The 24,129-nt window shown below is 40.6% G+C and carries 13 protein-coding genes; 7 read left to right on the plus strand and 6 right to left on the minus strand.

All coding sequences use genetic code 11. The features are described from left to right. Window positions 1-3: 3 nt before the first annotated feature. The 3 genes from AY601_RS14715 to AY601_RS14725 all read right to left on the minus strand — a co-directional run bounded on the left by AY601_RS14715 (window position 4) and on the right by AY601_RS14725 (window position 7,226). On the minus strand, window positions 4-900 hold the full coding sequence (locus AY601_RS14715) for a sialate O-acetylesterase (RefSeq protein WP_232324606.1): 897 nt from the start codon (window positions 898-900) through the stop codon (window positions 4-6). Between the two features lie 37 nt (window positions 901-937). Beyond that, on the minus strand, window positions 938-2,875 hold the full coding sequence (locus tag AY601_RS14720) for a sialate O-acetylesterase (RefSeq protein ID WP_068402404.1): 1,938 nt from the start codon (window positions 2,873-2,875) through the stop codon (window positions 938-940). 199 nt (window positions 2,876-3,074) lie between these two features. Then, window positions 3,075-7,226 (minus strand): hybrid sensor histidine kinase/response regulator transcription factor, encoded by a 4,152-nt coding sequence (locus tag AY601_RS14725; protein WP_068402406.1) that lies wholly within the window; start codon window positions 7,224-7,226, stop codon window positions 3,075-3,077. A 353-nt stretch (window positions 7,227-7,579) separates the two neighbouring features. On the opposite strand from AY601_RS14725, the gene AY601_RS14730 reads away from it, so the two are divergent. Continuing rightward, a complete protein-coding gene (locus AY601_RS14730) occupies window positions 7,580-8,671 on the plus strand; it encodes an endo-1,4-beta-xylanase (RefSeq protein WP_068402408.1) in 1,092 nt (363 codons plus the stop codon). Window positions 8,672-8,740: 69 nt separating this feature from the next. Here the strand turns inward: AY601_RS14730 and AY601_RS14735 are convergent, their stop codons facing one another. Next, the gene (locus tag AY601_RS14735) at window positions 8,741-10,405 is read right to left on the minus strand and encodes a glycoside hydrolase family 43 protein (RefSeq protein ID WP_068407575.1); all 1,665 of its coding nucleotides are present in this window, start codon (window positions 10,403-10,405) and stop codon (window positions 8,741-8,743) included. A gap of 302 nt (window positions 10,406-10,707) precedes the next feature. Here AY601_RS14735 and AY601_RS14740 point away from each other — a divergent pair, with 302 nt between their 5' ends. The 6 genes from AY601_RS14740 to AY601_RS14760 are packed head-to-tail and all read left to right on the plus strand — an operon-like array spanning window position 10,708 to window position 18,713. After that, window positions 10,708-12,747, plus strand: coding sequence for an alpha-glucuronidase (locus tag AY601_RS14740; RefSeq protein ID WP_068402410.1), 2,040 nt, complete (start codon window positions 10,708-10,710; stop codon window positions 12,745-12,747). 28 nt (window positions 12,748-12,775) lie between these two features. Further along, the gene (locus AY601_RS14745) at window positions 12,776-13,531 is read left to right on the plus strand and encodes an SDR family NAD(P)-dependent oxidoreductase (RefSeq protein ID WP_068402412.1); all 756 of its coding nucleotides are present in this window, start codon (window positions 12,776-12,778) and stop codon (window positions 13,529-13,531) included. 36 nt (window positions 13,532-13,567) lie between these two features. After that, window positions 13,568-13,762, plus strand: coding sequence for a mannonate dehydratase (locus AY601_RS26270; protein WP_335340593.1), 195 nt, complete (start codon window positions 13,568-13,570; stop codon window positions 13,760-13,762). Beyond that, window positions 13,689-14,729 (plus strand): mannonate dehydratase, encoded by a 1,041-nt coding sequence (gene uxuA / locus AY601_RS14750; protein ID WP_335340579.1) that lies wholly within the window; start codon window positions 13,689-13,691, stop codon window positions 14,727-14,729. Before AY601_RS26270 ends, uxuA begins: the two co-directional genes overlap by 74 nt. Continuing rightward, the gene (locus AY601_RS14755; protein ID WP_232324607.1) at window positions 14,726-17,578 is read left to right on the plus strand and encodes a glycosyl hydrolase 115 family protein; all 2,853 of its coding nucleotides are present in this window, start codon (window positions 14,726-14,728) and stop codon (window positions 17,576-17,578) included. Before uxuA ends, AY601_RS14755 begins: the two co-directional genes overlap by 4 nt. Before the next feature lie 31 nt (window positions 17,579-17,609). Next, window positions 17,610-18,713, plus strand: coding sequence for a glycoside hydrolase family 43 protein (locus tag AY601_RS14760; RefSeq protein ID WP_068402414.1), 1,104 nt, complete (start codon window positions 17,610-17,612; stop codon window positions 18,711-18,713). A 72-nt stretch (window positions 18,714-18,785) separates the two neighbouring features. Here AY601_RS14760 and AY601_RS14765 read toward each other — a convergent pair whose 3' ends face one another. Next, a complete protein-coding gene (locus AY601_RS14765) occupies window positions 18,786-20,729 on the minus strand; it encodes a RagB/SusD family nutrient uptake outer membrane protein (RefSeq protein WP_068402416.1) in 1,944 nt (647 codons plus the stop codon). Window positions 20,730-20,741: 12 nt separating this feature from the next. Beyond that, window positions 20,742-23,882 carry a SusC/RagA family TonB-linked outer membrane protein gene (locus AY601_RS14770; protein WP_068402418.1) on the minus strand — a complete coding sequence of 1,047 codons (3,141 nt, stop codon included), beginning with the start codon at window positions 23,880-23,882 and terminating at the stop codon, window positions 20,742-20,744. Window positions 23,883-24,129 lie beyond the last annotated feature (247 nt).

The raw sequence follows: 24,129 nt of genomic DNA on the forward strand, positions 1-24,129 counted from the left end.
ATTTTATTCCGGGTTTATATTTGCATAGCCCTGCAATGAAAGCATTTTAGCAGCATACCGTTTCCCTAGTTTTCTATAACCTGCCGCACTAAAATGTAATTTATCTGCAACCCCTTCACAGCCCCTGGAAGAGATCACATAAGCAGTAGGAATAGTGAGCGGAAGCTTTGCTATAATTTTATTCATACCCGCACATGCACCTCCCTGATCTTCACCAACCAATTCACCTGCTAGTAAGGGCACAGTATTGCTTTTAAGGTTCAGATCTTTTAACAAATGATCATAAACCACTTTCACTTTTTTAGTCCATAGGGTGTCGTTATTATTTGATTCGCCCTGATGCAATAAAATTCCTTTGATTACACCCTCTTTTTGCGCAAGCTTTGCCATTTCTACTAACCTGTGGTAAGGATTTCCATCATATGCATTGATCGTATTGATCATCCAGTCTGGTGCCGTAGCCACATAGGATTTATAATTATCCTTATCAAACAATTCAATTTTACATCCGCCTACAGCAACATTAATTACGCCTATGCTAACCTCTCTGGGTGTATTGGCTATCATCGTTTTCCCAAAGTAATCAGCAGGTGTAAGCCCTGTATAGCAACGGGTCAAAGGTGGAACAGCAGGATACCAATGTCCCTTTTTTCTGTTCAGATCCGGACAATCCACAGCTTCTAAAACCTGAAAACGCTGACCTGGTGCAACTGTATCCTGGGGTTCAAATTTCGCATTGCCTTCCATATTAGATTGTCCAAAACAGATATAAATATGGAAATTTTTATCCTGCGAATAAGTCTTGTTAAAAGACAGTACCAAAAGGAATAAAATAAAAATCACCCTGTTCATTTTCAAATTGAATAAGCCAGCCACTCCATACCTTAAATTGATCATCATCTTTAATTTTTTTAATAAAACCATCCTGATAAAACTATCACCTGTCTGTCCGGAAAGGAGAAGCAGGCAGCTTTTCCAAATTATATAAGTTAGGATTGACAGGATTGTCAGCCCAGGCATACCGCACATATTTTGGAACCGGAACTTCAACCGCCGACACCACAACTTTATCGCCGGCTATATAGGCTTTGGCCCATACAAACTTTTTATCTTCACCAGCAATTTCAAATTGAGATAGTGGTTCACCATCAATTGCAGTAAGGCCAGTTCCTGTATGGTTAAAACTGATAACTATAGTATTGCCGTCAATTCTTGAAGACTCAAAAAGAGGTCCTGAATAAACCAGGTTCCGTTCTCCATAGCTAAAATGTCTTGCAATCAGGGAAAGCCGGTCTCCTACAGTTTTCTTATCATCGGGATGAATGTCATTCCACTCCCCAAGATCGATCGTGACCGCCATTCCGGTATAGGGAACTTTCAGGGTTTGTAATGCCGCCTCTCTGATTACAGCCAGATTGCTTTCAACCGGGTGGTAACACATATCACCAAAATTTGGCAACTGTACATAATAAAAAGGGAGCTCTGACTGACCAAAATGGGTTCTCCAATCTTTGATCAGCTCAGGTAAAAATTTCCTGTACGCATTCGCATTTCCAACATTACTTTCTCCCTGGTACCACAAAATCCCTTTTAAAGCAGCGTTTGTAAGTGGTGCAATCATTGCGTTATATAATGCTGCTGGCTGACCTTGCTCTGATATCCTATCCGGGCCGGTTCTGGCGACCGGGAGATAGGATTCTCCAACTTTATACTGCCATTCTCCTTTGAGATCAAGCTTATGGTTGCCGGCCTCAAGATAATAAGGTTTGTCTGGTACAAAACCTCCCTTTCCAGCTGTATTCTCAACCCTGATGACCAGGATGTTTTTTCCAGGTTTCAGAATTCCTGAAGCTAAGTTATATCTTCTTTGTGGGTATTGGTATCCTGTACTGCCGATTAACTGACCGTTTATATAAAATTTATCCGCATCAATGATCCTGCCCATATGGATGCGCACTGTCATTCCAGCCATATCCGCCGGGACATCAAGTTCCCGGCGGTACCAAACCACACCATTTAAATCACGTATCCCCTGATCTTCCCAATATCCTGGTATATTTATATTTCTCCAACCCTTTGGCTGATATTGCGTTTCATACCATTTTACATCGCCTGCCAGCCCCTGATCTGCTTCTTTTCTTTTACCAGGGCTGGCTAAAGCTTTCCGGTTAATTCCATTCACAAACGAGGTGTCTTTATTCCGTGTGATCACTGCTGTTAACTCAGCGTTATTTTTTAACCCTTCTTCACTCGTCCATGCTTCAATTGAGGACCCGCCAACACTTGAATTAATGATGCCTATGGGAATCCCGTATTTGATAAAAAGCTGCTTTGCAAAAAAATACGCGACAACCGAAAATTCATTGATATCCTTTGGATTGGCAGATTTCCAGGAATGCTGTGGCAAACTTTCCTTTGGCCCTGCTAAACTCGTTGTGGTCGGTACCCAATATTGCCGGATAGCAGGATAATTGGCAGCTGCAATATCAGCAGCATAGGTAATGTTATGCAATTTCATCTGATGAACCATATTAGATTGCCCGGAGCATAACCACACATCTCCAATCAAAATATTTTTCAGTACAATTGTATTTTTTCCAATCAGCTTCATTTTAAAAGGGCCGCCTGCTTTCATGGCCGGAAGTTTTGCCATCCATTTTCCACCGGGACCTGTAACAGTTTTTACATTTTTACCATTGAAGCTGATAGACACTTTTTCTCCCGCCGATGCCCAGCCCCAGATTTTAAGGGGTACTTCGCGTTGCAGCACCATGCTATCGGCTATTATACCTGGCAGGGTTATCTGTGAATAACCATGACCGATCAGTAAAAAGTAAAAGAATATAAAAACTGAAATTCGCCTGGTCTGGTCCATAAACTTGTGCTATCGATAAAACTGAATCCTGATTTACAAACTAAAGTATACAGTTCATTTTTGATCAACAAGGAAACGGTCCACAAACAGTACAGATTTGAACATTTGTTATTTTAATTTGTTCAATCGTTTAGATCCGGCTATAATTCATGTTTAAATCATCTTTAAATCCAGGCGGCACCAGGGTCGAAAAAAAAGTCTAATGTCCCACGACTTCTGCTTTCCGTTTTAAATTTTTAAATTCAGAAGGCTGAATGCTGAACTTAGCTTTAAAAGCTTTTGCAAAATAAGTAGGTGTGGCAAAACCAACCATGTAAGCAATTTGTGAAACATTAAGGTCACTCTTTTCGAGCAAAACAATGGCTTTATCAAGCTTAACAGACCGGATATATTCAACTGGTGAGAGTCCTGTTAATTCCAGTATTTTATAGTACAGTGTGCCTCTGCTCATCCCGACATGTTTACTTAAATCCTCCACCGAGAGTTTCGGGTTGGTGAGGTTTTCTTCAATATACAATACGACCTTATTTAATAATTTGTCGCTATGCAATTCAATAAGCAATTCTGGCGCCTGAACCTTGATCTGTTTGGTATAAGTATCTTTCAAAGTCCTGTTTAAGAACAACAGATTTTTAATTTTATTATTAAGGATCTCAAAATTAAATGGCTTAGTCAGATAATCATTAGCACCGGTCTTCAATCCTCTGATCTGCTCGTCTTCTCCAGTTAAAGCAGTCAACAATATAATTGGAATATGATTGGTACGCTTATCTGATTTCACCTTACAGCACAACTCAATTCCGGTCATTAAAGGCATATTGATATCACTTACAATAATTTGCGGATGATGCGCCAGTATTTTTTGCCAGCCTTCCTGTCCGTTTGATGCCTCATAAATCTTATAGAAGGATTTTAAACTATCTTTCAGATAAAATCTGAAATCCTCATTATCTTCTACCAATAAGATGGAAGTTAATTCAACCGGATCAACAAGTGTTTCCTGGAGCTTAAGCACTTCGGGTTTCGATTCAGCCTTAACAGCACCTGAAAAATCTATCCTGATTTCATCTATTGGTTCAACTGGTAAAAATGGAAGATAAATAATAAAACAACTTCCTGCCCCATATTCACTTTGAACAGTTATACTGCCACCATGCATTTTAACAAATTCTTTCGTGATTGACAAACCAATCCCACTGCCCTGATTGAGAATAGTACCGGCTGTATCCGTCTGAAAAAACCGCTCAAATATTTTCTCTTTATCATCAGCACTAATGCCAATACCTGTATCTGACACTTTAATGATTATACCCGGTTCTTCAGTAATAGTCCGGTCACTTTTCTCCACCTCTAAAGTTATCGTTCCACCTGCCGGGGTAAATTTAAAGGCATTTGACAATAAGTTAAATAATACGCGCTCAATTTTATCCTGATCAAAGGAAGTGTAAAACTCTCTGATCTGACTCTTAAATACCAGTTGGATATGTTTGCGCTCACTCAGATCATTAAACGATTCCAAAACTTCTTTAATGAAAGGGACAAGCTCTGCATCAGATGAATTTAACCTCAGCTCATGTTCTTCCATCTTTCTGAAATCAAGGATTTGATTTACTAAATTTAACAGTCTCCTTGCATTTCGCTTAATCATGACCAGCGGGCTGCTATCAACGGCGCCTTTCTCTTCCAGTAATAATTTATCAACGGGCCCCATAATTAATGAAAGCGGAGTCCGGAACTCATGACTTAAATTTGTCAGGAACTTTATCTTAAGTTTATCCAAATCATTTAAACGTTCGGTTTCCTTTCTTTCCTGGTCTGCTTTCATGCGTTCCTGAACTTCGGCAAACTTCTTCTTCAACTTCTGAATCCCTCTGTGCCTGCTATATAACAGTGATCCAATGCTGACAATTACATAAAAGAGATAAGCATATATTGTACGCCAGAACGGAGGCTTTACATGTATGTTGATTACCGTTCCTGCGGTATTCCATAGTCCGTTGTTATTGCTAGCTTTCACATGAAAGACATAATCACCCGGATCAAGATTGGTATAGGATACGGATTTAGAAGTTCCTGCTTCAATCCAGTCCTTATCAAATCCTTCCAGCCGATAGGAATATTTATTTTGTTCCGGAGCGGTATAGTTTACACTCACATAACCAAGTGTAAAATTTTGTTTATAATCCAGATTAATCTCTTTAGCTACAGAAATATGATCCTTAATAGGCCCGTCATCTGATGCTTTTACGGAATTATTATTTATCCTTAAATCAGTAAACATGACGGACGGGACATTTTTGTTTTTTTTAAAGTATTGCGGATTAAAGTAGTTGAAACCTTCGGCACCACCAAAAAAAATCTCTCCATCAGCAGCACTGAAGCCAGCTCCGAGCACGAAATTATTGTTCTGGACACCGTTATAAATGCCATAATTGGTAAACTTCTTAGTTTTCCGGTCAAAACTACTGATCCCTTTATTTGTACTCACCCAAATTTGCCCTTTCAGGTCTTCAACTATCGCATAAACGGTTGCATTATTCAGCCCGCTTTTTTCAGAAAACGTAATAAATTGTTTTGTTTTACGATCGAAAAGGCTCAGGCCTCCGCTAAATGTCCCTACCCAGATATCCCCGGCACGGTCTTTTAGCATACATAATGTCAGATTATTTGGTAATTTACCAGAAGCTTTATCATACTGGGTAAACTTCTGGCTAAGGGGATTAAATACGGCAATTCCTGAACCATAGGAACCTATCCACATATCACCATGATCATCTTCCTCAATAAATCTGATGAAATTATTTATCGGATATTTGGCTTCGTTTGCCCCTTTTGCGTTTTCACAATATCTAAAAACTACTTTATGGGCTGAATTCAAAATATTGACTCCACCGCCATTTGTACCAACCCATATTTTCCCTTTGCTATCTTCTTTGACACAGAATATATCATTGGAATTTAACTCATCTGCGCGGTTCCCTGCTTTAAACTGCTGAATTTTTTCTGTTCCTGTGTCCATGACGAACAGCCCTTTTGAATAAGTGCCGATATACAGCTTTTTAGATCTGGTCATTTCCATCACCATAATCGAGATGCCAGCTGAAGAGGATCCATTTGCCAAAGGCATATTGATGTGCCGGAAAAGTTCTGTTTTGCGGTTGAACAAATTAAGCCCTCCGCCATCTGTTCCCACAAAGATTTCATCAGGAGTATATCCTGCAAAGGAAGTCACCACTGAACCGTTTAATCCCCGCTGGTCGAAAATATTACTTTGTTTTAAGTGAAACAGATTCAGATTATTGTCATACTTATTGATGCCTCCGCGAAAAGGGCCAACCCAATAGGTGCCCTGTTTGTCTATATACATGCAGTTTATAAACTTGCCTGTCAAACTGTAAGTGTTTCTTGAATCCGGCATATACTTTGTAATTTCTCCGGTAGTAATGTCCAGAATATTTAAGCCTTCGTCTGTACCAATCCACAACTGGTTCGTAGCATTGGCTACTACACTGGTTATAGTATTACTGGACAGTGACTGACTATCTCCGGGTTTGTGTCTTAAATTTTGAAATCCTTTCCCATCAGGAAGAAGCATGCTGAGTCCGTTTTTCGTACCTATCCACAAATTCCCGAGACGATCTTCAACAATTCCGGCTATATAGTTATCGCTGATACTGGCAGCATTTGTCGCCGAATGCTGAAAAAATATAAATGAAGTCGTTTTCCGGTTATACAGGTAAAGGCCGTTATTCGTTCCGATCCACATCCTGCGTTTACGGTCTTCATAAAGACAACTGATTATTTTATCAGGGAATACCTGCTGATTTTTAGAACGGATAGAAAATTTTCTGACCTTTTTACTTACTGGATCAACTACATCAAGACCGTTAAAAGTTGCAACCCATATTTTCCCGGTATAATCGCTGCAAATGCTGCGGACAATATCACTGCTCAGGCCAGCAGCGGTATTGGCAGGGAAATTTATAAAAGAGTTTTTTTTCCTGTCATATAAACTAAGCGAACCTCCTGCACTGCCCACCCATAAATTACCTGATTTGTCTTCATGCAGTGTCCTGATATCATTGGCCTGAAGCCCGGTAGAATCATCAGATTTATGTTTATATACCGTAAAATTCGTTCCGTCAAATTTATTGAGACCATCTTCGGTGGCAAACCACATTAACCCATACCGGTCTTTTAAAATAGCATTAACTGTATTGGAAGAAAGTCCGTCTTTTGAATTCAGCGAGGTGAAATTTATTTTCTGCTGTTGTGCATATCCAGCTTGTAGTATACAGATAGCGCTTAGAAATAAGCAGTAAGCTCTTTTAAAAATGACCCGGTTTAACATTGTTGCTCAGTTACCTAAAGTTACATAAAATAATTATACCTGAGGAATATTAATCTGGAAGAAATACAGATTAATAACCATTAAGCATCATTATTCCTAATGAAATCCTTTAATTAGGGAAAACAGATACAAGGTATATTTGGTTAGACAACTAAAGTAACGACAAAACAAGCACCCGACCATCACAAATGTCTATTTTTATGCTACATAAGTTCAAAACACCTCCTGATGGTCATTAATACACCAAAACTGCAGGGAACATTCGTGTTAGCAAAATAAAGAAATGAACTATAAAGGAGAGCTAACTATTTATAGTTTTATAACAAACGTATTCGGTTTTTTTAAATTCAATTATGAAAACTCAACTATTCAAAAGGCTCCTTCTGTTTTCGACTTTGCTTTCCTGCACGTGGTCATTAAGCAGTTATACTTTTTCACTTACTGAAACCAAGGGATTAAAAGATTATTATGAAAAATATTTTCCAATAGGCGTAGCCATTACTCCTGCTAATATCAATGGTGCTGACCGCCAAATGATTTTGCAGCACTTTAATAGCATAACTGCTGAAAACGCCATGAAAATGGGCCCTTTGCATCCGGAGGAAAGCCATTTTTACTGGAAAAATGCGGACTCCATTGTAGCTTTCGGAATAACAAACAAATTAAAAATCCGCGGTCACTGCCTGGTCTGGCATACCCAGGCTCCCCGCTGGCTATTCAGAGGAGCTGACGGAAAATTTGTAAGTAAGGAGATCTTATTAGCAAGACTGAAAAATCATATCAATACTGTTGTCAGCCGCTATAAAGGAAAAATCTATGCCTGGGATGTTGTGAATGAAGTTATTGACGATGATACGGCTTATTTCCGCAAGACACCTCTCTTTGAAATAGCCGGGGAGGAATTTATGGAGCAGGCATTCCGGTATGCACATCAGGCAGATCCAAAAGCCATTTTATTCTATAATGATTACAATACAGAAAACCCTGTAAAAAGAGAAAAGATCTACCGCATGCTTAAAAAACTACTTTCACGCGGTGTCCCGATACATGGGATTGGATTGCAGGCACATTGGTCTGTCAATACACCAAGTCGTGAAGAACTTGAAAAATCAATCAAAATGTTCTCCTCACTAGGATTAACTATTCAATTTACTGAGCTGGATATTTCCGTTTATACGGGTAATCAGGGGGGACAAATCATCAGGGGACAAAGGGATACAACGGCTGCAGTTTTCACCAAAGAGATGGAAGAAAAACAGCTGGAGAAGTACCGGATGGTCTTTGAAGTATTTCGAAAATATAAAAAGAACATTAGTGGCGTAACCTTCTGGAACTTATCCGACAGGTATAGCTGGCTCGACAACCGAGGCAAAAAGAACTTCCCTTTACTATTTGACACCAATTTACAACCCAAAAAGGCCTATTATGAGGTCATCAGATTCTAAAATAAATCACATAAGGAAGGCCCGGATTTTCGTCTAATCCAGGCCTTTTAATGCTGAGAGCGTACTGGATTAGTAAGTATTGTCATTTCCGCTATATCCGAACCACTTGTAAACAGCCTGATTATTTGACTCCTTACCTGCTGAGGTCGCATAAATCCCATACAAAGATCCAACAAAACCTTTAGCAACAGCAGTGCTTAAAAATTTGCCATCCAGTTTATCTGCCAGCAGCTTCCAGTCTTTATCTGACGAGCCATACCAGAATGAATAATGATCTTTATCGGAACTGATTTTGAAATATATTTTACGCTGAGATTTAGGTAAAACAATCTGTTTCAGCAAATCCATTTGATTTGAAGCCGGATTACCTTTGAATAGTTGAATTACATCCTTTTTATTGTCAATGGATTTGCACATATAGTAAAAATGGTTCTCGTTTTGAAATATGATAAGCCCTGCTTTTTCATTTTTATTTTGAGCAGAGAAGTCCATTTCAGTAGATGCTGAGCTGTTCAGATGCTGCTGCCTTCTTCCAATAAAAGCAGGATTTCCTTTTTCAAGAATTGTTTCTGGCAAAAGATTGAGGGTGAGTGCGTTTTTATTTTTCCGGAAACTATACCAGTCAGGATTATCAGTGCGTAAAAACAAAAACTGGGTATTCAAACTGTCTTTAAATGGGATTTTAAGACTAAAGTTCCCGGTAATTGGCAATTGATCCGCATGCTTCTGCTCTTTCCAGTTTACGTTATATTTGTACTGTACTTCTTTGTAATCAGCATTGATAATTGGCCAGCCGTCCACCCATTTTACAGGCGCAATAAAAGTTTCACGTCCCGTATTGTAAAAATCTCCTGCATACGGACGAACACCCAGGAATACAGCATAAGTATTGCCATCAGGTCCCTCTACCAAATCAGCATGACCAACTGAAGATATTGGATTTTTTCTATTGGGGTCCAGATGCCTCTGGGTAAGAATAGGATTTTTCTCGTAGGGAATATAAGGTCCGCGAACATCCTTACTTCTGAAAATTACCTCAGAATGATTGACACTGGTCCCGCCCTCGGCTGCCATCAAATAATAAAAATCATTTCTTTTGTATATATGGGGTGCTTCAATCCAAACAGGTTTTTTACTGAGGTCTACTCCACCATTGACCAGGATCTTTTCAGTACCTTTCACCTTCAGCGTTGTCAGCTCAAGTTCATAAATCCTGACCGTCCTGTGTCCGCTATATAAAGATTTATTTTCCGGTGGATCGCTGTTATAAATGATAAATGCCTGATCACCCTCAAAGAACAAAGAAGGATCAATACCCCTTGCTTCTTTAATATATACGGGATTACTCCATGGACCAGCCGGATTTTTGGCTGTGAGAATAAAATTTCCGCCATGATCAATATCTGTACAAGTGATATAGAAAATCCCGTTATGATAATTTATTGCCGGTGCAAACAAGCCTCTTGATACCTGTTCTCCCATAAAATCCATCTGCGAGGGCCGGTTAATGGCACTGCCAATCTGCTTCCAGTTTTTAAGATCTCTGCTATGTAAAACAGGTATTCCCGGGAAATAAACAAAAGTCGAGGTGACCATGTAATAATCTGAACCTACTTTACATATAGCAGGATCGGGATAAAAACCTGGAAGAATAGGGTTTTCTAAAGTCATCTGAGCCTGGACACTCGAAAAAAAAGTGGTCAATACTACTAAATAAGAAAAAAAGATGCGCATTTTTTTAGGGGTGTAATTTGAATAAAGAAATTGAATCATCCGCTGATTATCCAAAGGTACCGGGCTAAAAAAAAGAAAGCTTGCTCATTTGTTGATTTTAATGTGAAAAATGTATCTGAAAGATCAATTTACACTTCCAGGCGACCGATTTCATCAAATCTTCAGGATAAAGCTCCTATTAAACATTTGTTCTACAATTGATGACAAACGAACACCTCCTGCCCTGTTAAGATCTATATTTTTATCCTCAGGTTATATCAGCCAGTTAATTAACAAACCAAGTATCTAAAGGCAAATTATGTATGAAATTTATTAGCAGATCGATTATAATCCTGTGTGCCTTAAGTGTACTCTGCATTAAAACCAACGCAGAAGATGGCCATCAACTCTGGCTAAACAAGCGGCCCCCAATCTCTGTAAATATCATTTGTGCCAAAAAATCAGCTGTATTGAACATTGCAATAAAAGAGCTGACGGATGGATGGCAAGGACCTTCCGGTAAGAGGTTTACGCTCAATTTATCTCCTGAAAAATCAATCAAAGGAGATGGTTTCATTTTAGACGATGCCGGCATAAGAGCAAATACTGAGTTTGGGATCCTTTATGGCACGTATGAGGTATTGCGCCGTCAAAAGACAGGAAAAATGGCCGGTAATTTAGCGTCTAATCCTTCCTATATGCACCGCATTCTTAACCACTGGGACAACTTAGACGGATCAGTGGAACGCGGGTATGCGGGTTCCTCCATCTTCTGGAGAAATGAAAAAAACGCTATTACAGTTACTGAAAAGGATAAAATGCTTTGGCATGAATATGCCAGGGCCAATGCATCCATAGGAATCAATGGTACCGTAGTTAATAATGTAAATGCCTCTCCGTTAATCTTAACTTCTGTCTATTTGAAAAAAGTGAAAGACATAGCCGGAGTGCTGCGTCCTTATGGCGTGAAGGTTTATCTCTCTGTTAATTTTTCCTCACCCGTAAAAACAGGAGGGCTAAAAACCTCAGATCCTTTGGATCCTGAAGTAAAAAAGTGGTGGGCCATGAAAATAAAGGAAATATACAGTTTGATTCCTGACTTTGGTGGCTTTTTAGTGAAGGCCAATAGTGAAGGACAACCTGGCCCGCAAGACTTTGGCCGCACCCATGCTGATGGTGCCAACATGATTGCCGACGCATTAAAACCTTACAAAGGAATAGTCATGTGGAGGGCTTTTGTCTATAGTCCATCAGATAAGGATCGTGTGATGCAGGCCTATTCGGAATTCTTACCCCTGGACGGACAATTCCGGGAAAATGTTATCATTCAGATCAAAAACGGACCGCTGGACTTCCAGCCACGCGAGCCCTTCAGTCCTCTTTTCGGTGCATTGAAAAAAACAGCTATAATGCCTGAGCTTCAAATCACCCAGGAATATCTGGGTCGTGATATACAATTGGTATACCTGGCTCCCATGTGGGAAGAATTTCTGAAAAGTGATACCTATCAGGAAGGAAGCGGAAGTACAATAGCGCAGCGTACAGCTGGAAATATTTACCCTCAGCAATATACTGCCATTGCTGGCGTAGCTAATATTGGATTAGACTCCAATTGGTGTGGTCATGATTTTGCACAAGCGAACTGGTATGCGTTCGGACGTATGGCCTGGAATAATAAAATGAGCAGCGGAGACATTGCAGAAGAATGGCTGAAACAAACCTTTATACAAAATGAGCCTGAATTCATTGAGCCGGTAAAAGCTATGATGATGGCCAGCCGGGAAGCAGCAGTCAATTATATGATGCCACTGGGTCTGCATCATATTTTTGTGGAGAACCATCATTATGGACCTGCACCATGGTTTGCGAATAAAGATTTACGGCAAGACTGGACCTCTGTATATTACCATCAGGCAGATACCAATGGCATTGGTTTTAACCGGACAAGTAAAGGAAGTAACGCAATAAGTCAATATCGGGAACCTCTGGCCTCAAGGTTTAACCACCCGGATACCTGCCCTGAAATTTACCTGTTATGGTTTCATCACCTCCCCTGGGATTACAAAATGAAAAACGGGCGTATACTATGGAATGAAATGTGCTATCGGTATGCTGATGGATTAAATGAAGTGCGGAAATTCCAGAAGACCTGGGACCAGGTTCAGCCTTACGTTGATCAGCAGCGTTTTTATGCAGTACAGCATAAACTGCAGCGTCAATGCCGTGATGCTCAAATCTGGAAAGATGCCTGTTTACTTTATTTTCAGCAATTCAGCAAACGGCCTGTCCCGTTTGATATAGAGCGTCCAGTTCATGATCTGGAATACTTAAAGAACACTCCGCCATCTGCTATATATAATTAACCTCAATAATCAGAACGATATCAAATCAATGAACGAAAATCAAAACAAGCTAAAAATCGCCATCGTTACGGGTGGCGCTTCGGGAATCGGCCTGGCCATTGCAACAGAATTTATCCGGAACAATATTTATACAATAATTATCGGACGTGACAAATTAAAACTTCAAAAAGCTAAAGAGAAATTGGGGGAATTATGCGAGACGATTACATTTGATTTGAGCCAGCTTGATGGCATTCCTTCACTGATCAAACAAATATCTGCCAGACATCAGCAAATTGATATCCTTGTCAATAACGCTGGTATCAATATGAAAAAGGAATTCTGTGAGGTTACGGATGCTGATTTTATGCAGATCATTCAAACCAATGTCTTATCGGTATTCAGTATATCAAGAGAAGTCGTCAGTACTATGCTTCCATTTAAATCTGGCTGTATCCTCAACATAAGTTCGATGGCTGCACAATATGGCATACCCAAAGTAATCGCGTATACCGCAGCAAAAAGTGCAATAGATGGCATGACTAAAGCTATGGCAGTTGAACTCTCGCCAAAAGGGATCCGTATCAATGCAATTGCGCCAGGTTTTATTTACAGCAACATGTCGGCTAAGGCATTGGATAGTGATCCTGAACGAAAAGCGAAAGTTTACTCCCGCACGCCAATGGGATACCTTGGAGAACCGGAAGACATTGGAACAACAGCAGCTTTTCTGGTTTCTGATGCTGCAAAATACATCACTGGAGTAATATTGCCTGTTGATGGTGGAAATTCAATTGGTTTTTAATACAGTAAAGGAAAATTTATGTTAATGGAACAAACGATGCGCTGGTTCGGCCCAGGCGACCCTGTTAGTCTGCAGGATATCAGACAAGCCGGTTGCAGTGGCGTTGTTACTGCGTTACATCAAATTGCTATTGGGGATATCTGGACGGTCGGTGAAATTGAAAAACGAAAAAAAAATCGTCGAAGCCTCAGGTTTAACCTGGACGGTAACAGAAAGCCTTCCTGTTCATGAAGACATCAAAAAACAAAAAGATAATTTCCAGCATTACATAGAAAACTATAAGCAAAGTCTTGAAAATCTGGCAGCATGCGGGATGAAAGTGGTCACTTATAATTTCATGCCTATTCTTGATTGGATGAGAACAGACTTGAATTATACCCTGGATAACGGAAGTAAAGCTTTACGTTTTGAAAAAGCAGCATTTATTGCTTTTGATTTGTTTTTACTTCAAAGACCTGGCGCCAGTGAAGAATATACTGCTGAAGAGATAGCAAATGCGAAGCAACGCTTGGAGACCATGACTCCAGATGAAAGATCCTCCTTGTTTAAAACTGCGATGCTTGGTTTACCGGGAAGTGATGAGCCTTTTACACGGGACCAAATTCTGACAGCGCTTGAAACTTATCAGGGTATAGATGCTGACCAATTAAAAACTCATTTATTCCATTTTTTAAAAGAGATTACACCGGTAGCTGAATTGGTGGGAATAAAATTAGCTATTCATCCTGACGATCCACCCTATCCCATTCTGGGATTACCCAGAATTGTGAGTACAGAGCAGGATGTCAGCGAACTATTTGAAGCCGTGCCCTCACCTGCAAATGGCTTATGTTTCTGTACAGGTTCATTTGGAGCCAGACCAGACAATGATTTACCAGCTATGGTCAGACATTTAGCCGGGCGTATTCATTTCCTTCATCTGCGGAGCACACAGCGTGATGAGCAAGGAAATTTTTATGAAGCCAATCATTTAGAGGGGAATGCAGGGATGTACGAGGTCGTAAAGGAAGTCGTTTTACTGTCCAAAAGAAAAAACATATCCATTCCTATGCGTCCGGATCATGGACACCAGATGTTGGATGACTTAAAGAAAAAAACTTATCCGGGTTACTCAGCCATAGGAAGGTTAAAAGGCCTTGCCGAATTGCGTGGCCTGGAAATGGGGATTTCGTATTCACTTACAGCAGAACAACTATGATGATGAAACTTATTTTATTCCTGCTGATCATCAGTTTGAATAGCTTTGCCAGGGCTGCCGGTATTGATCCGTTCATCTCTAAAAAACATGTACCAGGCAGTTTCTGCATTGCGCGGGGAGAAAAGACAGCTAACCTTATAGTCAGTGACAATGAATGGAAAGGTGTAGTAAGGGCCGCTAAAGATCTTCAGGATGACTTCAGAAAGGTAACCGGAAAACCCGCAACCTTTAATACCGGCCAGATAGCTCCGATGTCCATCATTATTGGTACTATTGGCCACAGCACAATCATTGATCAGTTAATTAAAACCAATAAAATTAACGTGGCAGGCGTTTCTGGAAAATGGGAGACTACTTTAATTCAAGTGGTAAAAAATCCTGTACCAGGTATAGACAGTGCGCTTGTCATTGCCGGCAGCGATAAGCGGGGAACCATCTATGGAATTTATGAACTGTCAAGCCAGATAGGTGTTTCACCCTGGTATTACTGGGCTGATGTGCCACCGCAAAAGAGCAATACGTTGTATGTTATGTCTGGCCGTCACGTTACCACTACGCCCGCCGTAAAATATAGGGGCATATTTTTAAATGACGAGGCACCAGCTCTATCCGGATGGTCCAAAAAGGAATTTGGTGGTTTTAATCATAAGTTTTATGAAAAGGTCTTTGAACTGATCCTTCGTCTTAAAGGAAATTACCTTTGGCCGGCCATGTGGGGAAGCGCCTTTAACGATGACGACAAGATGAACCCTGTTCTGGCCGATGAATATGGCATCGTAATCGGCACTTCTCACCACGAGCCACTGACAAGGGCACATGATGAATGGAGAAGGTACAAAGGTGGTAAATGGAACTATGAACAGAATCCGGAACAACTCAAAGCATTTTGGGAAAGCGGCCTGAAACGTGTTGCGGATCAAGAGCAAATTATAACTGTTGGCATGCGGGGAGATGGTGATGAACCGATGACTGAAGGAACAGCGACTGCTTTGCTTGAAAAAATCGTCAGGGATCAGCGGGAGATCATTACAAAAGTAACCGGAAAACCAGCAGACCAGACACCACAGCTCTGGGCACTGTATAAGGAAGTCCAGTCTTATTATGATAAAGGCATGCGTGTACCCGATGATGTGACCTTGCTCCTTTGTGATGACAACTGGGGGAATATCAGAAAACTTCCCGCTTTAACGGAAAAACCAAGAACCGGTGGATACGGGATTTACTATCATTTCGATTATGTGGGTGGCCCAAGGAATTATAAATGGATCAATACCAATTCAATCCAAAAAATATGGGAACAAATGAACCTGGCTTATCAGTACAATGCCAACCAGATCTGGATTGTAAATGTTGGTGATTTAAAACCTATGGAGTTTCCAATTCAGTTCTTTTTAGATTATGCCTGGGCACCGGATGCCATTCCGGTTGAAAAACTAAAGCAGTACACGATTAACTGGTGCAGCAGGCAATTTGGAACTAAATACGCTTCAAAAACAGCCGATATCCTGGAAACCTGTTCAAAATACAATAGCAGGATAAAGCCGGAACTACTCAATGAAAACACTTATAGCCTGGTAAACTACCGGGAATTTGAAAACGTCATCAATGATTATAAGACACTTGAAAGAAAGGCCAGACTTATCTTCAATCAGCTGGATGAAGCCCGGAAAGATGCTTATTACCAATTGGTTTTACATCCTATTGAGGCCAGTGCAAACCTGCATGAACTCTACTACACTATTGCGAAAAACAAGCTTTATGCTAAACAAAGCCGGATATGGACAAATAAGCTCGCCGAAAAAGCAGATTCCTTGTTTAAAAGAGATCTAGAGATTACACATTTTTATAACAAGATTATGGCCGGTGGTAAGTGGGACCATATGATGGATCAAACCCATATTGGCTATACAGGCTGGCAGGAACCCAAACAAAACATCATGCCTGAAACTTATAGAATTGCACCAGCAAGTACAAGCCTTGGTTTGGCAATTGAGGGATCAGATACGAGCTGGACAGGAAAAAACAGGATCAACAAAGATTTCCCGGTATTGGATAACCTGAATAATAAAAAACATTATTTTGAGCTTTTTAATACTGGTACCGGTAAGCTGACCTACAGCATTACTGCTCCGTCTTACGTCATCATTGAAGAAAAAAAAGGGATCATTCCAGATGAAAAAAGAATTTATTTAAGTATAGACTGGACAAAAGCCCCCACAGGTAAAGCAGTGACTTTGATCACCATTAATGGAAGTGACGGTGCTGAATTAACCCTTCCGGTCCAAACTTACAACAACAGGATATTTAATAAAACGGGTAATGTATTTTTTCCTCAAAACGGATATATTGCCATAGAGGCTCCCCATTATACAAAGGCTGTCAGCAGCAAAACGGTTTCCTGGAAAACAATTCCGGGTTATGGTAAAACTTTAGCCGGAGTAATTCCGGTTCCGGTCACATCCCCTGTTCAAAAACCTGGTAAAAACAGTCCTCATCTTATTTATGATATTTACCTTGATCATGCAGGTACTTATACGTTGAATTCATTCATTTCACCAACGATAGACTTTACAAATTCTGATGGTTTAAAGTTCGCCATTTCCATAGACAATAATCCTGCAACCATCGTAAATATCAGTACGGATTATCAAACCGAAGCAGCCTGGGGACTATCAGTAGCCAATAGCATTAAAATCTTTAAAACACCTTTAAAATTTGATAAACCAGGAAAACATACCTTAAAATACTGGATGGTGAATCCTGGTGTAGTCCTACAAAAACTCGTACTGGATATTGGTGGGTTAAAACCAAGCTTTCTGGGACCTCCTGAGACATTTAAAAGCAATTAAAAATAAACAAATTATAACCTATCCTAAAATCATGAATAAACTTAAACAGCACTCAGCCCTCGCTATTACCATAGCCATGCTGGCTACAAGTACAAGTTCCTGTCAGCAGCAAACCAGTACGGCAGGCGCGAAAACCACAGATACGACAAAAAAAATAAAATATCTTTCTGAACCTCTGATTTCTGAAATTTACACCGCAGATCCATCTGCCCATGTTTTCAATGGTAAAATATATATTTATCCTTCACATGATATTGAAGCGGGTACACCAGAAAATGACAATGGCGATCATTTTGACATGCGGGATTACCATATTCTGAGTATGGATAGTGTCAATGGTAAAGTTACTGACCACGGTGTGGCCTTAAGCATAAAGGATATTCCATGGGCAGGCCGGCAACTCTGGGCTCCTGACGCTGCCTTTAAAAATGGCACCTATTATCTCTATTTCCCTGCTAAGGATAAACAAGATATATTCAGAATCGGTGTAGCAACCTCAAAAAACCCAGCCGGCCCTTTCAAAGCGGAACCAAAACCAATTGAAGGAAGTTACAGCATAGATCCTGCGGTTTTCACTGACACGGATGGGAATACTTACTTATATTATGGTGGGATATGGGGAGGTCAGCTACAGCGCTGGAATAATGGAAATTATGCTGCTGATGGCTCTAAAACTGATTCAGGAAAAGAAGATGAACCTGCCCTTACCGCTAAGGTAGCAAAGATGAGTGCCGATATGTTAAGTTTTGACGGACCGGTAAAAGATGTGGTAATTTTAGGTAAAACTGGTAAGCCACTGTTAACTAAAGACCATGACAGCAGATTTTTTGAGGGTGCATGGATGCATAAATACAATGGCAAATATTACTTTACTTATTCAACTGGTGACACACATTTTCTTGCTTATGCAATCGGAGATAGTCCTTACGGGCCTTTTATTTACCAGGGAACATTTATGGAACCTGTTCAGGGATGGACTACGCATCATTCCATCATAGAACAAAAAGGCAAGTGGTATATTTATTATCATGACACCCAGCTATCCGGAAAAACACACCTGAGAAATATCAAAGTAACCGAACTGAAGCATAACGCAGATGGAAGTATACAACTGATAAAGCCTGTACTGCAATAAAACAGGAACTTAGCATAAACCCCGTGACCTGCTTTCATTTAAAGCAGGTCACGGGGTTTATGGTTTTAATACCTATTGATAACCGTTATTCTGTGGATATTTCGGCCCCGATAGTACCGCATCAATCAAGGTTTGCGGGATCGGTCTTCTGGCATGAAAATCCTGAACATTAGGTGCACCAATTGCATTGTACATTTTCACACGTCTGACCAGCTGTTTGGTTCTCACCAGATCATACCAGCGACGTGGATCTCCATAGAGTTCCCGGGAATATTCTTCCAAAATCAAATCCATACCATTAAGTGAACCGCCTGAATTGGTATTGTTAGGAATACTCAATTGGGAAAGCTGTTCGCTTGTCAGGGCCATCGCAGCAGCATTTGAAGCATTTGCAGAAGACATCGTTTCCTCAGTTACCCGAAATTGATTTTTAGCAACAGTCTGTGCGTCCGCCGGTGTCCGGTAAGCTGCTCTTTGCCTGAGCACATTAAGTGACGTTGCTGCCGCACTAATATTACCCAGCATATAATTAGCTTCTGCATTCATCAGATAAACCTCAGAAAATCGCATTAAAACAATTGGTCTGCTCGAAAAGTCGAGTATTCCGGTGCGTGCAGGGTCATCAAACTTTTTCACTGTTGGAAAGATAGTGTTGTTAAATTGCTTTGGAGTAACAATTAACCCTTTAAAGGCATCCCGGCGGGCCATGGTAACATCAGTACTGGGCATCAATATAGCAGTATCACCATCTATAGGGCGTTGAAATGCACTTAATGAAACATTAGAAGCAGGTATCAGCTTCCCTTTCACTCCCCCGGTACTGGTTGTACCTGCAGCTACATTTGTATTACAGATCCAGAAGGTCTGGAAAGTCGCATCATATCGCGTGTCATGTACCTGATCTTTGAAGGCTACATTCATTGTATAAGGTACATTTGGTGCCAGACGTGTATAGGGACGCCCGTTATACACATCGCGGAGCATGCCTGATTTAGTAGAGAGTTTTTGCGGGACAGCATCAATTCCAGCAACATTATCTACACCAGGCCCAACGTAATTAAAACGCTGCAATACATAAAGCTGGTTGATCCCATAACCGCCTGAACCTTGTTGAACATATCCGGAATATTGCGGATCTGAGATCCCGTAATCAATGTTGAACATATTTTCCTTACCATAATCGTTGACTGGCTTATGAACATCATTATAGTTTTGCCATAAGTTCAGCCCGTAAGTACCCTTATTGTTAATCAGAGCTGCAGTCAGGTCTGCCGCCTTTTGGAAATCATCAGCATGCTTGGCTTCAGTATAGCCTCTTGTGAGGTAGGCTTTGGCCAGAAAAGCATTCGCTACAGCAACAGTTGCAGTTTTACCAACTCCACCTGCCGAGAACGGATTTGAACTGGTGATAGTATTCGGCAATGCTGCTACCGCCTCTGTAAAATCCTGGATAATCAGGTCGTAAATCTCAGTAAGCTGGGCCGGTTTATCTTCAGAAGAAGCTTGTGTAATAAAAGTTGTGTGTAAGGGAATACCACTTTTCTGTGTAGCCGTTAGTCCGCCATAGGTTTGCACGAGGTAAAAATAGATGAAACCACGAAGAAACTTTGCCTGGGCAACGTATTGAGTTCTCGCAGTAACATCAGTAATCGATGAAGCGTATTGTAATACGCCATTAAGGGTATTAATATCTACATACAGACCCATTATATCAGGTGTATTTGAAGAATTTATGCCGTTATAGGAATTCAGGATCGGGGCAATAGTTCCAGCGCTGCCACCTGAGATATTTTCGTCAGTACCATTATAATAAAAAACGAGACCTTCGCCTGAAAAAGCACCTCTTAAGTCATTGTACACCCCTGTAACGGCTGCCTGAACACCACCTGGTGTACCAAAATAATTAGGATATAGTCCAGCTCTCGGACTTTCGTTTAACACTTTTTTACAACCACTGTCTATCATTAACATTGCTAAAACAGCAATTACAAAGCTGGTTTTATTAAATATTCTCATCTCTATTTCAATTTAGAAGCTTGCATTAATACCAAAAATAAAATCACGTGTTTGTAGTCCCGGGCTGATCCCCACACCACGATAGGGCGATCCGTTAGCATTATTGGGATCAAAACCGCCAATGTTACCGCTTGCTGATACAGCCGCCGGAGCAATTGCATTAGATCCTGCAACATTATAAACAGACTCTGCATCAGGAACGGAAAAACTATGTTTTCTGATCGGTGCATAGATAAAGAACGGATTGGTAACGTTGGCGTAAACCCGCAATGAATTCATACCTAAGCGTTTTACTAGCTTTCCTGGCAAATTATACCCTAAGTTGATACTTTTCGCCCTGATGAACGAGCCATCATAATATTGTAACGTTGAATAATAGCTGCCCTGGTTCTGAGCATTTGGCTGAGGAAATGCATTGGTTGGATTGTCAGGTGTCCAGTAATCAATAACCGGCTGATTGTGACGACCGATATTCAGAAACTGCCATCCGTTTAAGGCAGAGTTAGAAGAAGATACGTAGGGCACAATGGTGGTAAATTTCATTCTGCCCTGGATAACAATACTCAGGTCAAAATTTTTGTAGCTAAACCTGTTAGTTAAACCCAGGGCATACTTAGGCTGAAAATTGCCTATCAGCTGATTATCATTGGCATCAATTTTTCCGTCTTTATTAAAATCCTCAATTTTGATCTGTCCGGGTTTGGCGCCAAAAGCAGCAGCCTGGGCCGCTTCATTACTCTGCCATATCCCTATTTTCTTCAGATCATAAATAACGCTTAACGGCTGCCCGACAAACTGACCTGCTCCTATATTAGTCAACCCACCATTCGGTAACTCTACCACACGCTCGCGGCTAAAGGCAATATTAAAATCTGTTGACCAGTTGAAGCCACCGGCCTTTTGAATATTAACGCTGCTAAGCGTAATCTCCAGCCCTTTATTGGCAGATGTACCTAAGTTAGAAGCCTGGTTACCTGCACCGTTAGTTATCGGTAACCTGTTTCCAAGAATGATATCTGTAGTTTTTGTCTTGTATACCTCTACCGAACCGGTAAGCCTGCTTTTCAGCAATGAAAAATCCAAAGCGATATTGTATTCACCGGTACGCTGCCAGGTCAGATTTTCATTGACCAGTGTAGTTACCCGCACGCCCTGAGCATTTCCTCCAGGGATACCACCATATTGATATTTACTGGAACTTAACTGTCCTAAAGTTCCGTAAGGGTTGATGGTACTTATAGTTGATGTTTGTCCGTAACCGGCACGCAGTTTCAAATTGTCGATAAAGGTGAACTGCTTCATGAAGTTTTCATTGCTGATTATCCAGCCTAAACCTACAGATGGATAAGTGGTACGCTGATGTCCTTTGGCCAGCGCAGAGTTGGCATCAGAACGAATAGTAGCGGTTAAGTTATATTTATCGTTAAAGGTATAGTTTAAACGGCCAAGGAGTGATATCAGCCCCTGTTCACTAAATGTACCGTTTACAGCGGTAATGGTAGAAGCCAGTCCCAGATTAGCATTCCGGTTAGCATCCGAAGGGATACCTGTAGCGTTAATACTGGAGTTTTCATTGTGCTGAAGCTCAGTGGTAAAACCTGCTACAAAATTAATGCTGTGCTTTTGAGCAAAGATGTTGTCATAAGTCAGCAAATGCTCCTGAGCTAAGCGATACTGATAATTGTTAACTGTACTGGCATTGGTTTTGGCTATGTTTACAATGTCTGCTCCGTTGATCCCGTTATAGGTTCCCTGTAATGACTGCGAAAAATTATAATTCAAACTATAGCGGTATTTTAAATGGTCAAACGGAGTCACCTCTGCATAAACGATGTCGTTGTGTATAAATCCACGTGTATTGTTGTAATACTGATCAGGACTGCGCCCTGGCAATAAAGGGTTTATAGTGGTCGCGTCAAGCTGATCAATCTGGGGCAGAATATTTAAACTCCCATCAGCGTTAAAAGGATAAGTTAACGGGCTCATAAATCTTGCATTCTGCAATTGATCTCCTCCTCCTTCATTGATCAGCCGCAGTGTAGTCATCGTACTCAATCCAAACTTGAGATATTTATTTAGTTTATGATCAATAGTACCATTTAATGAGATCCGTTTAGTTGAGTTATTTGGTTGTAGCGCGGTATTTACACGGTAACCTAAACCAACAGTAAACTGCGTTTTTTCCGTTCCGCTTGAGACTCTTAAGCTTTGATCCCAGACCATCGCGCTTTTTAACAATAAATCAGGATAGTTAGTGCTTATTCCTTCGCTCAGTGCCCGCTTTTGTATATCGGTCAAAGCATGAGGATTTGTGCTCCCGCTACCCTGCATGATCGCCCCTTGAAGCGCATCTTCCTGTAGTTTTGCAAATTGTGTTCCATTCAATAGCTTCAGATCTCCCTGAAGCGTGTTAATCCCCACATAAGAATCATAAGAGGTCACAGTTTGTCCCACCCGGCCACGGTTAGTGGTCACCAAAAGTACTCCACCGGAAGCACGGGAACCGTAAATAGCAGTCGCAGAAGCACCTTTCAATACATCAATGCTCTTAATGTTATTCGGGTCAATATTTTCAATGGAGTTATAATAAGGCTGTCCATCCAGAACAATCAGTGGTCCGTCTGTACCAGGAGCTGCTCCTATAGTCCGGTTACCACGCAAGCTGATGATAGGCCCATTACTGCTATTTACCACATCTAAACCAGCTACACGACCTTTCAACTGTTCAATAACATTTGAAGCTGGGATTTCCTGCAAGGTTTTGGCACTAATTGTAGCTATTGTTCCGGTAACATCTTGTCTTTTCAAAGAGCCGTAGCCCACAACAACCACTTCGTTAAGATCACGGTTATTTTTCACAAGAGATATTGTACCAAGATTGCCGGATTGTGGGGTTATTACTTTCTCTAAATCCGTATAACCAATGTAAGAAATGGTTATTTTAGTGGTATTAGCCGGAACCTGTAGTGTAAAATTACCGGTATTGTTTGTACTGACACCAGTGTTTGTACCACTGATTTTAACAGACGCCCCGATCAGGGACTCTCCTTTTTCATCTACAACCTTTCCACGTATGGAGATTGTTTGTGCAAAAAGGGATAAGGAAAATCCATTTACTAATAATATAATCAGTATGATTTTCCAACATTTCATAAATCTAAGTTTTATCATAAAAGCTCATTAATTTGGTTGATAAAAATGAATACCCTGTGTTTATAAGGGTCTTTGATAGCCTGTTTTTTCAGGTTTGTGTTTTGATCATCATACTGGTTTTAATATTTGGTTAAGGTTTATTGAGCTTAGAAAAAAACCATACACAGATTCTTTTTTTGATCAACAAAAAAAAATATCCGGCCAGGTAAGACAATCTATCTGGCTAAACTAAATCATAACTATGGCG

It is taken from the genome of Pedobacter cryoconitis (genome assembly GCF_001590605.1).
Taxonomy (GTDB): Bacteria; Bacteroidota; Bacteroidia; order Sphingobacteriales; family Sphingobacteriaceae; genus Pedobacter; species Pedobacter cryoconitis_A.